Here is a 16,652-nt window from a genome sequence, read left to right as displayed (position 1 = left end):
GCCCCGCGGGCGACGCGGACGCGCCGCCCGCCGCCGGGAACCCCGGCACGCATACACAGCTGGTCACGAGCCGGTCACGATGAGCCCGTGGACACCGCAGGCGCTCTTGCCCGCCCGGAGCGGCCCGGCGTAGACCGGACGGCACGGGACAGAGTTCCGACGTTCAGCACGTTCAGCACATCAGCACGTTCAGCACATCAGCACGTTCAACGACGTTCAACGGAGAACGACGAACGGGGAAGTGATGCGCAGCAAGAGCAGCACGTTCCGGAACCACAGGGGCGTCACCACACTCGCCGCACTGCTCGCGGGAGCCCTCGCGCTGACCGCCTGCTCCGGCAGTGACGACGACAAGAAGGACAACGGCGACAAGAGCAGCGGGGCCGCCGGCTCCACCGTCACCCTGCCGAAGCTGAACGGCGCCCATCTGGAGGTGGCCGCCGTCTGGACCGGCGCCGAGCAGGCCAACTTCAAGAAGGTCCTCGCCGAGTTCGAGAGGCGGACCGGCGCCAAGGTCACCTTCGTACCCGCGCAGGACCCGATCATCAACTTCCTCGGTTCCAAGATCGCGGGCGGTCAGCCGCCGGACGTCGCGCTGCTGCCGCAGCCCGGCGCCATCAAGCAGGCGGTCGACAAGGGCTGGGCGAAGCCCCTGGACGCCGGCGTCCAGGCCGAGCTGGCCAAGAACTACTCGCAGGGCTGGCAGGACATCGGCAAGGTCGGCGGCAAGCAGTACGGCGTCTACTACAAGGCCGCCAACAAGTCGCTGATCTGGTACAACGCCAAGGTCTTCGAGAACGCGGGCGCCAAGGAGCCGAAGACCTGGAAGGACCTGCTGACCTCCGCCCGGGCGGTGTACGACTCGGGTGTCACCCCCTTCTCGGTGGCCGGCGCGGACGGCTGGCCGCTGACCGACTGGTTCGAGAACGTGTACCTGTCCCAGGCGGGCCCGGAGAAGTACGACCAGCTCGCCCAGCACAAGATCAAGTGGACCGACCCCTCGGTGAAGCAGGCGCTGACCACCCTCGCCCAGATCTGGGGCAGGAAGGACTACGTGGCCGGTGGTCAGAAGGGCGCACTGCAGACGGAGTTCCCGGAGTCGGTCACCCAGACCTTCACCGGCGGCGACCAGCCGAAGTCCGCGATGGTGTACGAGGGCGACTTCGTGCAGGTGAACATCGGGGAGACCAAGGCGAAGGTGGGCACGGACGCGAAGGTGTTCCCGTTCCCCGCGGTCGGCTCCGGCGCGCCGGTGGTCTCCGGCGGTGACGCGGCGGTGATCCTGAAGGACTCCAAGGCGGCGCAGGCCCTCGCCACCTTCCTCGCCTCCCCGGACGCGGCCACGATCCAGGCGAAGCTCGGCGGTTACCTCTCGCCGAACAAGAACGTGCCGGTCTCGGCGTACCCGAACGCGGTGCAGCAGAAGATCGCCAAGGCGCTGATCGCGTCCGGCGACGACTTCCGCTTCGACATGTCGGACCAGGCCCCGCAGGCCTTCGGAGGGACGCCCGGCAAGGGCGAGTGGAAGGACCTCCAGGACTTCCTGAAGAACCCGGGTGACGTGGCGGGTGCGCAGGCGAGGCTGGAGAAGGACGCGGCGGCGGCGTACGGGAACGGGAGCTGATCCGGCCATGGCGTCGGCAGCGGCGGCCGGGGCCCCACCGGGCCCCGCCGCACCCCGCAGTCGCAAGAGCGTGACCGGTACCCGCAGGACGGTGGCAGCGCTGTTCCTGCTGCCCGCGCTGGTGCTGCTCGGTGCGCTCGTGGTCTACCCGATCGGGTACTCGCTGGTCCGCAGCTTCTACAACGCCTCCGGCGACGGTTTCGCCGGGATCGACAACTACAAGAGACTCTTCACGGACGACGGCATCCGCACGGCGCTGAAGAACAACGTCCTGTGGGTGGTGTTCGCGCCGACCGTCTCCACCGCGCTCGGCCTGGTCTTCGCGGTGCTGACCGAACGGGTGCGCTGGGGAACGGCGTTCAAGCTGGTCGTCTTCATGCCGATGGCGATCTCGATGCTGGCCGCCGGGATCATCTTCCGGCTGGTGTACGACCAGGACCCGGACAAGGGGGTCGCGAACGCCGTGTGGGTAGGCGTGCACGACACGTTCGCTCAGTCGTCGGCGTTCCCCAAGGCGCACCCGGGCCGCGACTCGCCCCTGCGGCCGGACCGGGGAGGGTTCGTCACCGAGGCGGCCGTGCACGCCGGGCAGCCCGTCCTCCTGCCCCTCGTCGGCGTCGCCCCGGACCAGCTGCCGGACGGCGCGAAGAAGGCCGTCGCCGCGAAGCCGGAGCCGGGGAAGGTCACCGGCACCACCTGGCAGGACTTCACCCGCGGCAAGGGCGTCGGCAGGCTCGGCGCGCCGGACCCGTCCGAGGTGGGCTACGCGGGGATGCGGATCGAGGCGGTGAAGGACGGCAGGGTGGTCGCCTCCGCCGAGGCCTCCGCCGACGGCACCTTCACGCTGCCCGCGGCGGCCGACGGGGCCCGGCTCCGGCTGCCCGCGGACAACTTCAGGGAGCCGTACAACGGGGTCGACTGGCTCGGCCCGGCGCTCGTGACGCCGTCGATCATCGGGGCGTACGTGTGGATGTGGGCGGGCTTCGCGATGGTCCTGATCGCGGCCGGGCTCGCGGGCGTGCCCCGGGAGCTGCTGGAGGCGGCCCGGGTGGACGGCGCCTCCGAGTGGCAGGTGTTCCGCAAGGTCACGGTGCCGCTGCTGGCGCCGGTGCTGGCGGTCGTCGTCGTCACCTTGATGATCAACGTGCTGAAGGTGTTCGACCTGGTGTTCGTCATCGCGCCGGGCTCCTCCCAGGACGACGCGAACGTGCTGGCACTGGAGCTGTACCGCAAGGGCTTCGCGGAGGGCCAGCCGGGCATCGCGAGCGCGATCTCGGTGTTCCTGCTGCTGCTGGTGATCCCGGTGATGCTGTTCAACATCCGCAGGCTGCGGCGGGAGGTGCGGCGATGACACCGAGCGCGCGTCGGATCGGCCGGGGGTCCGGGGGTCGCCCCCCCGGGACGGCACGGCAACATCCGCAGGCTGCGGCGGGAGGTGCGGCGATGACGGCTACCGCCGGAAGCATCGGGAAGACCGGCCCGGTCGAGGCCGTGAAGGCCAGGCGGTCGGTCGGCTCGCGGATCGTGGAGAAGCTGGGCGGCGGGCTGGTCCGGGTGGTCCTGATCGTCGTGGGCCTGTTCTGGCTGGTGCCGACCATCGGGCTGCTCGTCTCCTCGCTGCGCACCCCGCAGAACATGAGCGGCAGCGGCTGGTGGACGGTGTTCACCGAGCCGTCCCAGCTCACCGTGGACAGCTACCAGAAGCTGCTGGAGAACTCCGACATCACCAACTCCCTGGTGAACACGGTGCTGATCACGGTCCCGGCGACGCTTCTCGTCGTGGTGATCGGGGCGCTCGCCGGGTACGCGTTCGCGTGGATGGAGTTCCCCGGCCGGGACTGGTGGTTCCTGGGCGTGGTGAGCCTGCTGGTGGTACCCGTGCAGGTGGCACTGATCCCGATCGCCGAACTGTTCGGCAGGCTCGGCCTGTTCGGGACGATCTTCGGTGTGATCCTGTTCCACACCGGGTTCGGTCTGCCGTTCGCGGTGTTCCTGCTGCGGAACTTCTTCGCGGAGATCCCGCGCGAGCTGCTGGAGGCGGCCCGGCTCGACGGCGCCGGCGAACTCCGGCTGTTCGCACGGGTGGTGATGCCGCTCGGCGGCCCGGCGATCGCGAGCCTCGGCATCTTCCAGTTCCTGTGGGTGTGGAACGACATGCTGGTGGCGCTGGTGTTCACCAAGTCGGGCACGCAGCCGATCACGGTCGCGCTGCAGACGCAGGTACGGCAGTTCGGCAACAACATCGACGTCCTGGCGCCCGGCGCGTTCATCTCCATGGTGATCCCGCTGGCCGTGTTCTTCGCCTTCCAGCGGCAGTTCGTGTCCGGGGTGATGGCGGGCGCGGTCAAGTAGCCGTCGGCAAGAGCGTTTTCCGAGGGGCGGGCCCGCGGCGGCCCGCCCCTCGTCGTTCACTGGGTGTCCCCCGAATGCCGTACGGGCCGTAACCAATTCACTCCACCGGCCGTTGCCGGGCAGAACGCCCGCGCCGACCGACCCATGGATGTCCCTTGCCCAGGTTCAGTGTCATTGTCCCCGCGTACAAGGTCCAGGCGTATCTCCCCGAGTGCCTGGACTCGGTGCTCTCGCAGTCCTACCCCGATCTGGAACTGATCGCCGTGGACGACTGCTCCCCCGACGCCTGCGGTGCCGTCATCGACGAGTACGCGGCCCGGGACGCCCGGGTGAAGCCCGTGCACCTGGCCGAGAACCAGGGGCTCGGCCGTGCCCGGAACGCGGGGATCGCCGAGGCGAGCGGCGACTACCTGGTCTTCCTCGACAGCGACGACACGCTCACCCCGGACGCGCTGCGGGCCGTCGCCGACCGGCTCAAGGAGACCGGCGACCCGGACGTGCTGGTCTTCGACTACGCGCGCACCTACTGGGACGGCCGCGAGGTGCGCAACCAGCTCGCCGCCCAGCTCACCGAGCAGGGCCCGGCGCCGTTCCGGCTGGAGGACCGGCCGGGGCTGCTGCGGGTGCTGATGGTGGCCTGGAACAAAGCGTACCGGCGGGAGTTCGTCGCAGAGCACGGCTTCCGGTTCCCGCCGGGCTACTACGAGGACACCCCCTGGACCTTCCCGGTGCTGCTGACCGCCGGTTCGCTGGCCACCCTGGACCGGGTGTGCGTGCACTACCGGCAGCGCCGGCAGGGCAGCATCCTCGGCACCACCAGCCGCAGGCACTTCGACCTGTTCGAGCAGTACGACCGGGTGTTCGCGTACGTCGAGGAGCGGCCGGAACTGGCCCGGTGGCGTCCGGAGTTGTTCCGCCGCATGGTCGACCACTACGTGACGGTGTTCACCAGGCGCGGCCGGCTGCCGCGCGGCAGCCACGGCGAGTTCCTGCGCCGGGCCCGCGCCCACTACCGCCGCTACCGGGTGCCGGGGGTGCGCCTGCGGCCGCGGCACGCGCTGGTCCGCTTCGGGCTGCACCGGACCTTCCGGGCGCTCCGGCTGGCCGCGGCCGTCCGCCGGCGGACGGCGAAGGCCGGGGTGCGGCTGGTCCGCGCCCTGCGCGCCGGCGTGCTCCGGCTGCACTACGGCATCCAGCTGCGGCTGCCGCTGCGCCCGGACCGGGCGGTGTTCACCGCCGAGGAGGGGTACGGCGATCCGGCCGCGCTGGAGGAGGCGTTCCGGGCGCTCGTGCCGCGGGTGGGCACGGCGTGGATCGCCCGGCCCGGCCAGGAGCGGGCGGTGCCTCCGGGCCCGCGCCGGCTGCGGCCCGGCACGGCCGGTTACTGGTCGGCGCTGGCCCGCTCCCGCTACCTGGTCGCCGACACGGCCTTCGAGCGGCGGCTGCGCAAGCGGCCCGGGCAGGTCTTCGTCCAGACGCAGCAGGGCACCCCGCTCGGGTACGCGGGCCTCGACCTGCTGGAGCGCCCGGCGGCGGCCCGCGGCCTGGACTTCGCGGAGCTGCTGCGCGGCGTCGACCAGTGGGACTACGTGCTGTCCGGGAACCGGCACGCCACCCTGACCTGGGAGCGGGTCCACCCGGGCGGCTACACCACGCTGGAGTACGGGCTGCCCCGCAACGACGCCCTCCAGCGGGCGACCGCGGCGGACGTGGCCCGGGTGCGCTCGTCGCTGGGCGTCCCGGAGGGGGCGGTCGCGATCCTGTACGCGCCCGCCCGACGCGACCACCGGCGCACCCAGCACCCGTTGCTCGACCTGGAGCGGGTCCTGCGCCGCCTCGGCCCGCGCTTCGTGGTCCTGGCCCGCACCCCCGTCCCCGTCCGGGGCACCCGGATCATCGACGTCTCCGGGCACCCGGACACGGCCGCGCTGTGCCTCGCCTCGGACGTGCTGCTCACCGACCACGCGCCGGTCGTGTTCGACTACGCGGGCCTCGACCGGCCGATCGTGGTGCACACCGAGGACTGGGCGGCGTACGAGGCGGTCCACGGCGCCTACGTCGACCTGCGGGAGTTCCCGCCGGGCGCGGTGGCGCGCAGCGAGGACGAGCTGATCGACATCTTCGCCACCGGTCACTGGTGCGGTTCGCGCTCGGAGCAGCTGCGGGCGGCGTTCCGGGAGCGGTTCTGCCCGTGGGACGACGGGCGGGCCGCGGAACGGGTCGTACGGCGGGTGGTGCTGGGCGAGACCGCGCCGGGCCCGGTGGTACCGCTCGCGGACCGCTCCCCGGCCCCGGCGGCCTGTGTGCGGCCCCCGCTGGCCACCGTGCCGCAACCTTCCGGTCCCCTCCCCGTCACCGAGGGCCGCTGAACACCGTTGGTCCTTCCGGGAGTTCCCATGCCCCACGGCTCGACGCGGCCCACTCCGAGCCGGCCGTCCACCTGGCGTCCGGCGGGACGGCCCGGCCGCGTCCGCAAGACGACAGAAAGAACAGAATGCCCCGCTTCAGCATCATCGTTCCGTCCCACGGGGTCGCCGGCCGGTTGTCCCAGGCGCTGGACTCGGTCCTCGGCCAGTCCTTCGGCGACCTCCAGCTGATCCCGGTCTGCGACGCCCCCGACGCCCCGGCCGCCGAGGTGGCGGCCGGGTACGCCGGGCGGGACTCCCGGGTGACCCCCGTCCACTCGCCGCCGTCCGCCGGGCTCAGCGGGGCGCGCAACGCCGGGATCCGGGCGGCGACCGGCACGTACCTGCTGTTCCTGGACGGCGACGACCTGCTGTTGCCGGGCGCGCTCGCGGCGCTGGACGCCCGGTTGTCCGAGACCGGCGGTGTGGACGTGCTGTACTTCGAGCACGAGCGCGTCCCCTGGTGGGAGGGCGAGCCGGCGAACCCGGCCGCGCCCCTGCTCGCGGGGGCCCCGAAGGGCGCCTTCGCCCCCGCCGACCGGCCCGCGCTGACCGGCGTACCCCTGCCGGCGTGGAGCGCCGTCCACCGCCGCGCCTTCCTCGCCGAGCACGACCTCGCCTTTCCCGAAGCCCACTTCACGGACCTGGGCTGGGGCGGGCTGGTGTCCGTCGCCGCCGAGCGGATCGCGGTGCTGCGCCGGACCGTCGTACGGCACCGGCTGCGCCGCCAGGGCAGCCGGCTCAATGCGCCGGGCCCGCACCAGCACACCCTGCTGGACCAGGTGGAGCGGGTGCTGACACGGGCGGCCGAGCGGTCCCTGCCCGCCGAGCGCACCGGACCCCTGTTCGACCAGCTGTTCGCCGTGGTGCTGAGGACGGCGTCCCGGCCGGAGCGGCTGTCTCGCGGGCGCCGGGCGTTCTTCCGCCGCGCGGCCCGCCTGTACCGGGCGCACCGGCCGGCCGGCCACCGGGTGCCGGGCGGCAGCCTCGGGGTGCAGCACCGCCTGCTGGCGGCCGGCGCCTACACCGCGTTCCGTGCGCTGCGCGGCGCCAACCGGGCGGCCGGCGGCGCCGTCGAACGGCTGCCGCGCCCGCGGATGCTGCGCACCCGGCTGCGCTACGCCCGCGACCTGCGCCGCCCGCTCGATCCCGACCTCGCCGTGTTCTGCGCCTACTGGGGCCGCGGCTACGCCTGCAACCCGGCGGCGATCCACGCCAAGGCCCGCGAACTCGCCCCGCGGCTGCGCTCCGTGTTCCTGGTCGAGGCCGGCCAGGAACACGCCGTACCGGAGGGCGTCGAGTACGCGGTGATCGGCTCCCGGCGCTCCTGGGAGCTGCTGGCCCGCGCCACGTACCTGGTCAACAACGCGAACTTCGCCGAGGGCGTCGTCAAGCGGCCGGGCAGTGTGCACCTGCAGACCCAGCACGGCACCCCGCTGAAGACGATGGGCGTGGACCAGTCGACGTACCCGGTGGTCGCCGCCCAGTCCGGCAGCTTCACCAGGCTGCTCGGCCGGGTCGACCGCTGGGACTTCAACCTGTCGTCCAACCGCCACTCCACCCAGATGTGGGAGCGCGCCTTCCCCGGCTCCTACGAGCACCTGGAGTACGGCTATCCGCGCAACGACGTCTACTACACGGCGACCGCTGCCGACGTCGCCCGGATCCGGCGGGAGCTGGGCGTCCCGGAGGGCGCGACGGCCGTGCTGTACGCGCCGACCCACCGCGACCACCACACCGGTTTCGAGCCCGGCCTGAACCTGGAGGCGTTCTGCGCGGCGGCCGGCGAGGACGTCGTGGTCCTGCTGCGCGCCCACTACTTCTACGACCGGGGCGGCTCCCGGGGCTCGGACCGCATCATCGACGTCACCGCGCACCGCTCCACGGAGGACGTCTGCCTGGCCGCGGACGCGCTGGTCACCGACTACTCCTCCATCATGTTCGACTACGCCAACCTGGACCGGCCGATCGTCGTGTACGCCGACGACTGGGACGTCTACCGGGAGACCCGGGGCGTGTACTTCGACCTGATGGCCGAGCCGCCCGGGCCGGTCGCCCGGACCCCTCGCGAGCTGGCCGCCGTCTTCCGCGACGGCTCGTACGCGGGTCCGGAGTCGCGGGCGCTCAGGGCCGCGTTCCGGGAGCGGTTCTGCCAGTTCGACGACGGGCGGGCCGCCGAGCGGGTGGTGCGCAGGGTGCTGCTCGGGGAGCCGCCGGAGGCGGTGCCGCCGGTGATCCCGCTCGCGGAACGCATCCCCGCCCCCGCCGCCGCGACCCTCGTGAGGAGCTGACCCGCCGTGCCCCGCTTCAGTGTGATCGTGCCCTGTTTCAAGGTGCAGGGCTTCCTGCGCGAGTGCCTGGACTCGGTGCTCGGCCAGTCCTTCGGCGACTTCGAGCTGATCGCCGTGGACGACTGCTCCCCGGACGGCTCCGGCGCGATCCTCGACGAGTACGCCGAGCGCGACCCGCGCGTGAAGGTGCTGCACCTGCCGGAGAACGTGGGCCTGGGCCGGGCCCGCAACGCGGGGATGCCGCACGCCACCGGCGACTACCTGTTCTTCCTGGACAGCGACGACACCCTCACCCCGGGGGCGCTGCGGGCCGTCGCCGACCGGCTCGCCGAGGCCGAGGACCCGGACGTGCTGGTCTTCGACTACGCGCGCACCTACTGGTGGGGCGGCACCCGCCGCAACGTCCTCGCGCACCTCCTCACGCGCGAGGGCACGTTCAGCGCCTCGGAGTACCCGGAGATCCTCGACCTGCTGATGGTGGTCTGGAACAAGGTCTACCGGCGGGACTTCGTCACGGCGGGCGGCTTCGCGTTCCCGCCCGGCTACTACGAGGACACCCCCTGGACCTTCCCGGTCATGCTCAGCGCCCGCCGGATCGCCGCCCTGGACCGGATCTGCCTGAACTACCGGCAGCGCCGGCAGGGCAACATCCTGTCCACCACCAGCCGCAAGCACTTCGACGTCCACGACCAGTACGAGCGGGTCTTCGCGTTCGTGGCCGGGCGGCCGGAGCTGGCGGACTGGCGGCCGTACCTGCACCGCAAGATGGGCGAGCACTGTCTGGACATCCTGGCCAAGCCGGACCGGCTGCCGCCCGCCGACAAGGCCGAGTTCTTCCGGCGTACGGCGGAGATGTTCCGCAGGCACCGGCCCGAGGGCGCCCGGGTGGACGGGGAGCTCGCCGTGCTGACCGGCTCCTGGACCGCGTACCGGGTGAAGCGGCAGGCGGCGCGGGCCGGGCGGGAGGCGGCCCGGCGGGCGGAGCGGGCCCGCGCGGCCGCCGCCCGGCGGGCCCGCTCGGGCTGGACGGCCCTGCACGCGCACCGGCCGCTCGACCCGCGGCTCGTGGTCTACTCGGCGTCCTCGCACCGGGGCCTGCTCGGCGACCCGGCGGCGATCTACCGGAAGGCCCGTGAGATCGCCCCGCAGCTGCGCGGGGTGTGGGTGGTGCGGGACGCGGAGACGGCCGCGCAGCTGCCGCCCGGTGTGGAGCACGTGATCGTCGGCTCGCGGCGCTACCTGGAGGTCACCGCGCGCGCGAAGTTCTTCGTGAACGACGTCAACTGGCCCGGCGCGCTGGTCAAGCGCCCCGGCAGTGTCCACATCCACACCCACCAGGGCACCCCGCTGAAGTACGTGGGCGCCGACCTGCTCGACAAGCCGGGTGCCCGGCTCGGCTTCGACGTGCCGCAGATGCTGCGCCGCGCCGACCGCTGGGACTACAGCCTGGTCGCCAACCCCCACTCCGAGCTGGTCTGGGAGCGGGCCTACCCGTGTCACTTCACCTCGGTGCGCACCGGCAGCCCGCGCAACGACGTGCTGGTGGAGGGCGGTGCCGGCGCGTTCCGGGAACGGCACGGCATCCCGGCGGACCACACGGTGGTGCTGTACGCGCCGACCCGCCGGGACTACCGCCGGGGCGGGCACGTGGAGCGGTTCGACCCGGCCCGGTTCGCGGCCGACCTCGGCGAGGGACACACGCTCGTGGTCCGGCTGCACCCGTCGCTGGCGAGCGGTCCCGCGCGGGGCATGGGTCTGGCGGAGCTGGCCCGGCGCGGGACCGTGGTCGACGCGACCGACGAGCCCGATCTCGCCGAGGTGCTGCTCGCGGCGGACGCGCTGGTCACCGACTACTCGTCGGTGGTGTTCGACTACGCCGTCCTGGACCGGCCGATCGTAGTGCACGCCGACGACTGGCCCGCGTTCACGGCGAGCCGGGGCGCCTATCTCGACATCACGGCCGAGCCGCCCGGTCATGTCTCGACCTCGTACCGGGAGCTGGCCTGGCTGTTCACCTCGGGGGCGTGGCGGGACGAGGAGTCGGCGCGGCTGCGCGCGGACTTCCGGGCCCGGTTCTGCGCGTACGAGGACGGGCGGGCCGCCGAACGGGTGGTACGGACGCTGCTGCTGGGCGAGCCGCTGCCCGGCCCGGAGCCGGCGCGGATCCCGGGACAGGCGTCGGCACCGGACGCGCTGACGTCGGCGTAGGGCGGGACGCGGAGGGGGCCGGCCCCGCCGGGACCGGCCCCCTCACGACGTACCCGGTGACTACTCGATGACCAGGTCGACGTCGATGTTGCCGCGGGTGGCGTTGGAGTACGGGCAGACCTGGTGGGCGGTCTCGACCAGCTTGCGCCCGGTCTCCTGGTCCAGGGTCTCGGGCAGCTCGACGCGGAGGGTGACCTTCAGCCCGAAGCCCTCGCCCTGCTTGCCTATGCCGACCTCGGCGGTCACGGCCGCGTCGCTGACGTCGACCTTGGCCTGGCGGCCGACGAGACCGAGGGCGCTGCCGAAGCAGGCGGCGTACCCGGCGGCGAAGAGCTGCTCGGGGTTGGTGCCCTGACCGTTGCCGCCCAGCTCCACCGGCATGGCCAGGGCGAGGTCGATCGTGCCGTCGGAGGAGACGGCACGGCCCTCGCGGCCGTGGGTGGCGGTGGCGACGGCGGTGTAGAGCGCGTCCATGGAGACCATCCCTTGGGGGTTGTGGGGTTCGCTGTGCCCACAAGTAGAGCACACAATTAAATTGTGCACAACTAAATAGCCCGCGAGAGCTACCCTGGAGCCATGAACGACACGGAGTGGCTGCGCCTGGACCGCCAGATCTGCTTCTCGCTGCACGCGGCGTCCCGCGCCTTCAACGGCGTCTACCGCGTCATCCTCAAGGACCTCGGGCTCACCTACCCCCAGTACCTGGTGATGCTCGTGCTGTGGGAAGAGGGCGACCTGCCGGTCAAGAAGCTCGGCGAGCAGCTGCGGCTCGACTCCGGCACGCTGTCCCCGCTGGTCAAGCGGCTGGAGGGGGCGGGTCTCGTCCGGCGCGAGCGCAGCGCCGAGGACGAGCGCTCGGTCCTGGTCCGGCTCACCGGGGACGGCGCGGCGCTGCGCGAACGGGCACGGGAGGTGCCCCGCCGGATCATGTCGGCGACCGGTTTCGACCTGGCCGAGATCGTCGACCTGCGCGCCCGGCTGGACCAGCTCACCACCGCTCTGGACGCGGCGGCGGAGGCGGAGGCACGGGCGGCGCGCTGACCGGGCGGACGTAGAGCCGTACGGCCGCCCCGCCCCGCACCTCTTCGCTCCGGACCACGAACTCTTCCCGGAGCACGGCCGCCTTCGCCCGCTCCACGGGGTCGCGCGGTGCCCAGTGCCCGGCGAGCACCCTGCGGTCCGCGACGACCCACACCCGGGCCACCCCCGCCAGCCGGCGCCGCACCTCGGCCGCCCCGGCCTCCCGCCCGTACAGCGTCCCCGACGCGCCGGCCCCCGCCGCCAACGCCACGTCCCGCGTCCCGCCGAACGCCCCCGGATACGTGAGCGCCACGTTCCGCATCTGCACCGGCAGGTACAGCACGGGGTCGCCGGGGCCCAGCCTGCGCGCGGCGACACGGGACACGGCGGCGAGGTCGTCGGGCCTCCGCCCGGGATCCCGGTCCCTTAGGAGGAGGGGGGCCTGGTGGAGGAGGGAGAGGGCGAGGGCGACGACACCGGTGAGGGTGAGACAGGCCGGCCGCACCAGGGGGGATCTTCCCGGCCGAGCGCCGGCCCGCGGGCGGCCGCTCCGCGCGGTGACGGGTCCGGGCACGCGGCGCCCACCGGGCCGCAGCCGTCCCACCACCCCCGCCAGCCGCTCCGCCCCGACCGCCACCACCAGCGGCGCCCCCGAAAGGGCGTACAGCACATAGCGGTCCACGTACAGCGGCGACACCTGGGACGCCAGCATCAGCACCACCGGCGGCACCACCATCAGCGGCACCCCCACCCCCGCGCACGTGACCTCCCCCCGCGGCCCCACCAGCCCCGCGAGTCCCAGCACAGCGAGCCCGAGGCACACCCAGAACACCTCGTCCGTCGGCCCGAGAAACCCCCGCAGCAACCTTTCCGCCGTCTCCGCCGTAGGCGTCCGCAGCCACGCCACCTGCGCCGCCTGCCCCCGCGACACCACCACCATCGGCACCAGGGCGAGGACGACCGCCCCCGCCGCACACCCCCACCCCCGCCACACCCGCCGTCCCGCACGCGCCAGCGCGAGCGACCCCGCGTGGGCGAGGAGCAGCAGCACCGCGAACTCGTGGAGCCAGCAGGTGAGTCCGAGCACGAGGCCGTAGGGCCACCAGGAGCCGCCGCCGACGCCCCGCACGAACAGCAGCGTCGCCGCCGTGGCCCCGGCCGCGACCAGCGCGTAGGAGCGGCCCTCCTGGGCGTAGTGACCGGCCATCGGCGTGACGGCGTACAGCAGTCCGGCCCACAGTCCCACCCGCGGCCGGGCCAGCCGGGTGCCGAGCGCGGCCACCAGCGCCGCCGTGCCGGCCGCCGCGCACACCGACGGCAGCCGGAGCGCGACCTCGCCGGGGTGGACGGCGAGGACGGCGTGCAGCAGGAGGTAGTACAGGCCGTGCACCGCGTCCACGTCGTGCAGCAGGTGCCAGATCTGCGGGACGGTACGCCGCCCGACCTGGAGGCTGACGGCCTCGTCGCGCCACATGCCGCCCCGGTCCAGCCCCCAGAGCCCGAGCGCGAGCATCACCAGGGCGGGCACGCCCATGACGGCGGCCCGGGCCGGCCGCGTCCCGGCGGGCGCCGGTGCCCCCTGCGGGGGGTGGCTCGTTGCACCGGTCGGTACGCCAGTGGTCGCTCCAGCCGACCGGCGCGACTGGGGTTTCGCAGGAAGCCCGACGTTCACCATGGCCCGATCTCTTGCGATTAGCCAATATTTGCGGTTGTTGACGGCGTATCAGCAGGAATACACCATCCGCACGACTTAGGCTCCCATGTGATGAACCGTCTGCGCGTCACCCCCGGCCCGGTCCTCGCTGTCACCGCCGTCTGGCTCACCACCCGTGCCCTGATGCTCTGGCTGCTCGCGCACGCCGGCGCACGGCTGCTCGGCGGCGGATCGGTGAACCGGGAGGTGTGGCGGCTGTACTTCCACTGGTACGGCGTCCTCGCGCACGGCTCGTTCCCGGTGCACGACACGCTGTGGCAGTACCCGCCGGGCGCCGGCGCGGTGCTGCTGGCACCGGGCCTGCTGCCGGGCCTGACGTACTTCGAGGCGTTCGTGCTGCTCACGCTGGCCATGGACGCGCTGACCGTGGCGGCGCTGCTCCGCGCGGGCACCCGCCCCGGGCGCAGCCTGCTCGGCGCGGCCCTGTGGACCGGCGGCCTGCCGCTGCTGCTGCACCTGCCGCTCGCCCGGTACGACGTCCAGGTCACCGCCCTGGCCGTGCTGTCCCTGCTGGCGTCGGCGCGCTCCCCGCGCGCGGGCGGCGTGTTCGGGGCGCTGGGCGCCCTGGTGAAGGTGTGGCCGGCGCTCGTGCTGCTGGGCACGCCCCGCGGACGGCCGACGCGCAGGGCATGGGCGTGGGCGGCGGGGAGCGGGGGCGTGTGCCTGGCCCTGCTCGCGGCCCGCTTCACGAACCCGCTGTCCTTCCTGCGCGAGCAGGGCGGCCGGGGTGTGCAGATCGAGTCGCTCGGCGGCACGGCGCTCAACCTGGCCCGGCGGGCCGGCTGGCCGGGCCGGGCCCGCTACCGGTACGGCGCGATCGAGATGACCGGCCCGCACGTGCACACCGTCGCCACGGCCTCCCTCGTCCTGACGGCGGTCTGCTTCGGGCTGCTGGTGCTGTGGCGAGTGCGGGCGCGGCACTGGACCGAGGCCACGCCGTACGACGCGGCGCTGAGCGCGGTGCTGCTGTTCACGGTCACCAGCCGGGTGATCAGCCCGCAGTACATGATCTGGCTGATCGGGCTGGCCGCCGTGTGCCTGACCTCGCGGCACACCAGCCAGCGTCCGGTGGCGGTGCTGGTCGTCGCGGCGTCCGCGCTGAGCACCGTGGTGTACCCGATGTACTACCGCGAGGTGATCGACGGCACCTGGGCCGGGGTCTCGTTGATGCTGGCCCGCAACGGGCTGCTGACGGCCGCCGCCGTGCTGTCCTTCACGCGGCTGTGGCGGGCCGCGCGGCCGCCGGCCGGAAAGTCCGCGCTCGCGACGCAACCCCGGCCGGGTTCCAACCGTCTTCCGGAGCGAGCACTAAGCCTCTCCTAACGGGGTATTACCGAATATTCGTACGCTCCCGGCCCATGGACCCCATGCCTCCGCAACCGTCAGTACCGTCAGAACCGCCAGAGCCGCACGCGGAACCGGCACCGACACCGGTGCCCCGGGTCGCCGTCGTCGTGATCGGCTACAACGACCGTGCCCACGTGGGCGACGCGGTGCGTTCGGCGCTGGCGCAGGGGGCGTCGGTCGCCGAGGTGATCGCCGTCGACGACTGCTCCACCGACGGCAGCGAGGCGCTGCTCGCCCGGCTGGCCGCCGGCGAACCGCGGCTGCGCGTGGTGCGCCGGAACGTGAACAGCGGTGGCTGCGGCAGTCCGCGCAACACCGGCATCGACGCGGTGACCGCCCCGTACGTGATGTTCCTGGACAGCGACGACGTGCTGCCTCCCGGCGCGGTGGACGCCCTGCTGACGGCGGCCGAAGCGGCGCGCGCCGAGGTGGCGAGCGGTCTGTGCGTGCGCCGGGAACTGCCCTCGGGGCGTGAACAGCCCTGGCAGGCGCCCCTGTACGCGGAGCACACCGTCCTGGACCGGCCCGCCCAGCGCCCCCGCCTGGTCCACGACACGCTGTGCGTCAACAAGCTGTACCGCACCGACTTCCTGCGCGACCACGGCATCCGTTTCCCCGAGGGCCGCTTCCTCTACGAGGACATCGTCTTCACCGCGCGCGTGCTGGCCACCGGCCCGCGCGTCGCGCTCGTACCGGACCGGGTGTACGTGTGGCAGGTGCGCCGGTCGGCCGAGCGGCTGTCGCTCTCGCTGGACCGGGGGCACGTCGACAACTGGACGGCGCGTGTCGAGGCGTGCGCACTGGCGTACGACATCCTGCTGGGCGCCGGGCAGAAGGAGCTGGCGCGGGGGGCGCGCGCCAAGTTCCTCGACCACGAGGTGCGGATGTACGTGCGCGAACTGGGATTGCGCGACGCGCACTACCGGCGTGCGTGGTGGGCGCGTACCCAGGAGCACCTCGCGCGCTACGACGCGGCCGACTGGGAGCTGAACCCCGCCGCCCCCGGCCGCCTGATCGGGCGGGTCGTGCTGGAGTCGCCCGAGCCGCGCGACCTGCCCCGCCTGCGGGAACTCGCGTCCCGCCCGGCGCGCCTGCTCCCGCCGTACGCCCGCGCGTCCGACGGGACCCCGGTCTGGTCCCCCGACCTGCCCCAGGTCTCCCTGGCCCCCCTCCTCGCCCGTCCCGTCCCCACGCTCCCGCTGGCGGTGGACGCGGAACTGCATCCCCGCGCGCGGACGTCGGTGCTGCGCCTGCGTCTGCACGAGCTGTACGGCCGGGTTGCCGAGGCGGACCCGCGCGAGGCGGAGCTGGAGTGGCAGGCGCGCGAGGACGGGCGCCCGCGCGGACGCACGACGGCGGCGCTCACGCCCTCCGGCGCGGACACCTGGTCGGCCGAGGTTCCCGTGGACCTGGCGCGGCTCGGCTCGGGCACCTGGGACCTGCGGCTGACCCTGCGCTTCGCGGACGGCACGCAGCGCGAGATGGCGGCGCACGCCCTCACGGGCGCCGGTCGGCTGCGCCGGCGCGCCGTCCCGAGCGCCGTGCACGGCGTGCTCCTGGTCCAGCCGTACGCCACGCACTCCGGCGCACTCGCCCTGCGGGTGGCGACCGGTCTGGGCGGGGTGCTGCGGGTGGTCCGCAGCCGGCTCCGCCGCCTGCTGCGCTGAACACGGGCCGAGCGACGAGCTGAC

General features: G+C 73.4%; 11 protein-coding genes. 9 read left to right on the top strand and 2 right to left on the bottom strand.

Annotation, left to right across the window (positions count from 1 at the left end):
• Window positions 1-244: 244 nt before the first annotated feature.
• The 6 genes from ACZ4VF_RS29300 (at window position 245) to ACZ4VF_RS29275 (ending at window position 10,880) form a co-directional block, all read left to right on the top strand.
• Window positions 245-1,624, top strand: coding sequence for an ABC transporter substrate-binding protein (locus ACZ4VF_RS29300; protein WP_467929718.1), 1,380 nt, complete (start codon window positions 245-247; stop codon window positions 1,622-1,624).
• A gap of 7 nt (window positions 1,625-1,631) precedes the next feature.
• Window positions 1,632-2,975 (top strand): carbohydrate ABC transporter permease, encoded by a 1,344-nt coding sequence (locus ACZ4VF_RS29295; protein ID WP_467929716.1) that lies wholly within the window; start codon window positions 1,632-1,634, stop codon window positions 2,973-2,975.
• 92 nt (window positions 2,976-3,067) lie between these two features.
• Window positions 3,068-3,976: a carbohydrate ABC transporter permease gene (locus ACZ4VF_RS29290; protein WP_467929715.1), complete on the top strand. Its 909-nt coding sequence runs from the start codon at window positions 3,068-3,070 to the stop codon at window positions 3,974-3,976.
• Between the two features lie 155 nt (window positions 3,977-4,131).
• Window positions 4,132-6,345 (top strand): bifunctional glycosyltransferase/CDP-glycerol:glycerophosphate glycerophosphotransferase, encoded by a 2,214-nt coding sequence (locus tag ACZ4VF_RS29285; protein WP_467929714.1) that lies wholly within the window; start codon window positions 4,132-4,134, stop codon window positions 6,343-6,345.
• A 125-nt stretch (window positions 6,346-6,470) separates the two neighbouring features.
• Complete coding sequence (locus tag ACZ4VF_RS29280) at window positions 6,471-8,672, top strand: bifunctional glycosyltransferase/CDP-glycerol:glycerophosphate glycerophosphotransferase (protein WP_467929713.1); 2,202 nt, start codon at window positions 6,471-6,473, stop codon at window positions 8,670-8,672.
• A gap of 6 nt (window positions 8,673-8,678) precedes the next feature.
• Window positions 8,679-10,880, top strand: a complete 2,202-nt coding sequence (locus ACZ4VF_RS29275; protein WP_467929711.1) for a bifunctional glycosyltransferase/CDP-glycerol:glycerophosphate glycerophosphotransferase — start codon at window positions 8,679-8,681, stop codon at window positions 10,878-10,880.
• Between the two features lie 60 nt (window positions 10,881-10,940).
• On the opposite strand, the gene ACZ4VF_RS29270 is transcribed toward ACZ4VF_RS29275, so the two are convergent.
• Window positions 10,941-11,354, bottom strand: coding sequence for an organic hydroperoxide resistance protein (locus tag ACZ4VF_RS29270; RefSeq protein ID WP_467929710.1), 414 nt, complete (start codon window positions 11,352-11,354; stop codon window positions 10,941-10,943).
• Between the two features lie 102 nt (window positions 11,355-11,456).
• Between ACZ4VF_RS29270 and ACZ4VF_RS29265 the strand changes: the two genes are divergently transcribed.
• The gene (locus ACZ4VF_RS29265) at window positions 11,457-11,921 is read left to right on the top strand and encodes a MarR family winged helix-turn-helix transcriptional regulator (protein ID WP_467929709.1); all 465 of its coding nucleotides are present in this window, start codon (window positions 11,457-11,459) and stop codon (window positions 11,919-11,921) included.
• On the opposite strand, the gene ACZ4VF_RS29260 is transcribed toward ACZ4VF_RS29265, so the two are convergent.
• Complete coding sequence (locus ACZ4VF_RS29260) at window positions 11,869-13,434, bottom strand: glycosyltransferase family 39 protein (protein WP_467929707.1); 1,566 nt, start codon at window positions 13,432-13,434, stop codon at window positions 11,869-11,871. The genes ACZ4VF_RS29265 and ACZ4VF_RS29260 overlap by 53 nt on opposite strands.
• A gap of 231 nt (window positions 13,435-13,665) precedes the next feature.
• Here ACZ4VF_RS29260 and ACZ4VF_RS29255 point away from each other — a divergent pair, with 231 nt between their 5' ends.
• On the top strand, window positions 13,666-14,937 hold the full coding sequence (locus tag ACZ4VF_RS29255; protein WP_467929706.1) for a glycosyltransferase 87 family protein: 1,272 nt from the start codon (window positions 13,666-13,668) through the stop codon (window positions 14,935-14,937).
• 110 nt (window positions 14,938-15,047) lie between these two features.
• On the top strand, window positions 15,048-16,628 hold the full coding sequence (locus tag ACZ4VF_RS29250; protein WP_467929704.1) for a glycosyltransferase family 2 protein: 1,581 nt from the start codon (window positions 15,048-15,050) through the stop codon (window positions 16,626-16,628).
• Window positions 16,629-16,652: the final 24 nt, after the last annotated feature.

Source organism: Streptomyces sp. NPDC029151, from assembly GCF_055564315.1.
This window is presented reverse-complemented; position numbering and strand designations above follow the sequence as displayed.

Excerpts from the sequence above, each read along its gene's own strand:
- ACZ4VF_RS29300 (WP_467929718.1), top strand. The coding sequence starts at position 245 with ATGCGCAGCAAGAGCAGCACGTTCCGGAACCACAGGGGCGTCACCACA.
- ACZ4VF_RS29295 (WP_467929716.1), top strand. The coding sequence starts at position 1,632 with ATGGCGTCGGCAGCGGCGGCCGGGGCCCCACCGGGCCCCGCCGCACCC.
- ACZ4VF_RS29290 (WP_467929715.1), top strand. The coding sequence starts at position 3,068 with ATGACGGCTACCGCCGGAAGCATCGGGAAGACCGGCCCGGTCGAGGCC.
- ACZ4VF_RS29280 (WP_467929713.1), top strand. The coding sequence starts at position 6,471 with ATGCCCCGCTTCAGCATCATCGTTCCGTCCCACGGGGTCGCCGGCCGG.
- ACZ4VF_RS29270 (WP_467929710.1), bottom strand. The coding sequence starts at position 11,354 with ATGGACGCGCTCTACACCGCCGTCGCCACCGCCACCCACGGCCGCGAG.
- ACZ4VF_RS29265 (WP_467929709.1), top strand. The coding sequence starts at position 11,457 with ATGAACGACACGGAGTGGCTGCGCCTGGACCGCCAGATCTGCTTCTCG.
- ACZ4VF_RS29260 (WP_467929707.1), bottom strand. The coding sequence starts at position 13,434 with ATGGGCGTGCCCGCCCTGGTGATGCTCGCGCTCGGGCTCTGGGGGCTG.
- ACZ4VF_RS29255 (WP_467929706.1), top strand. The coding sequence starts at position 13,666 with ATGAACCGTCTGCGCGTCACCCCCGGCCCGGTCCTCGCTGTCACCGCC.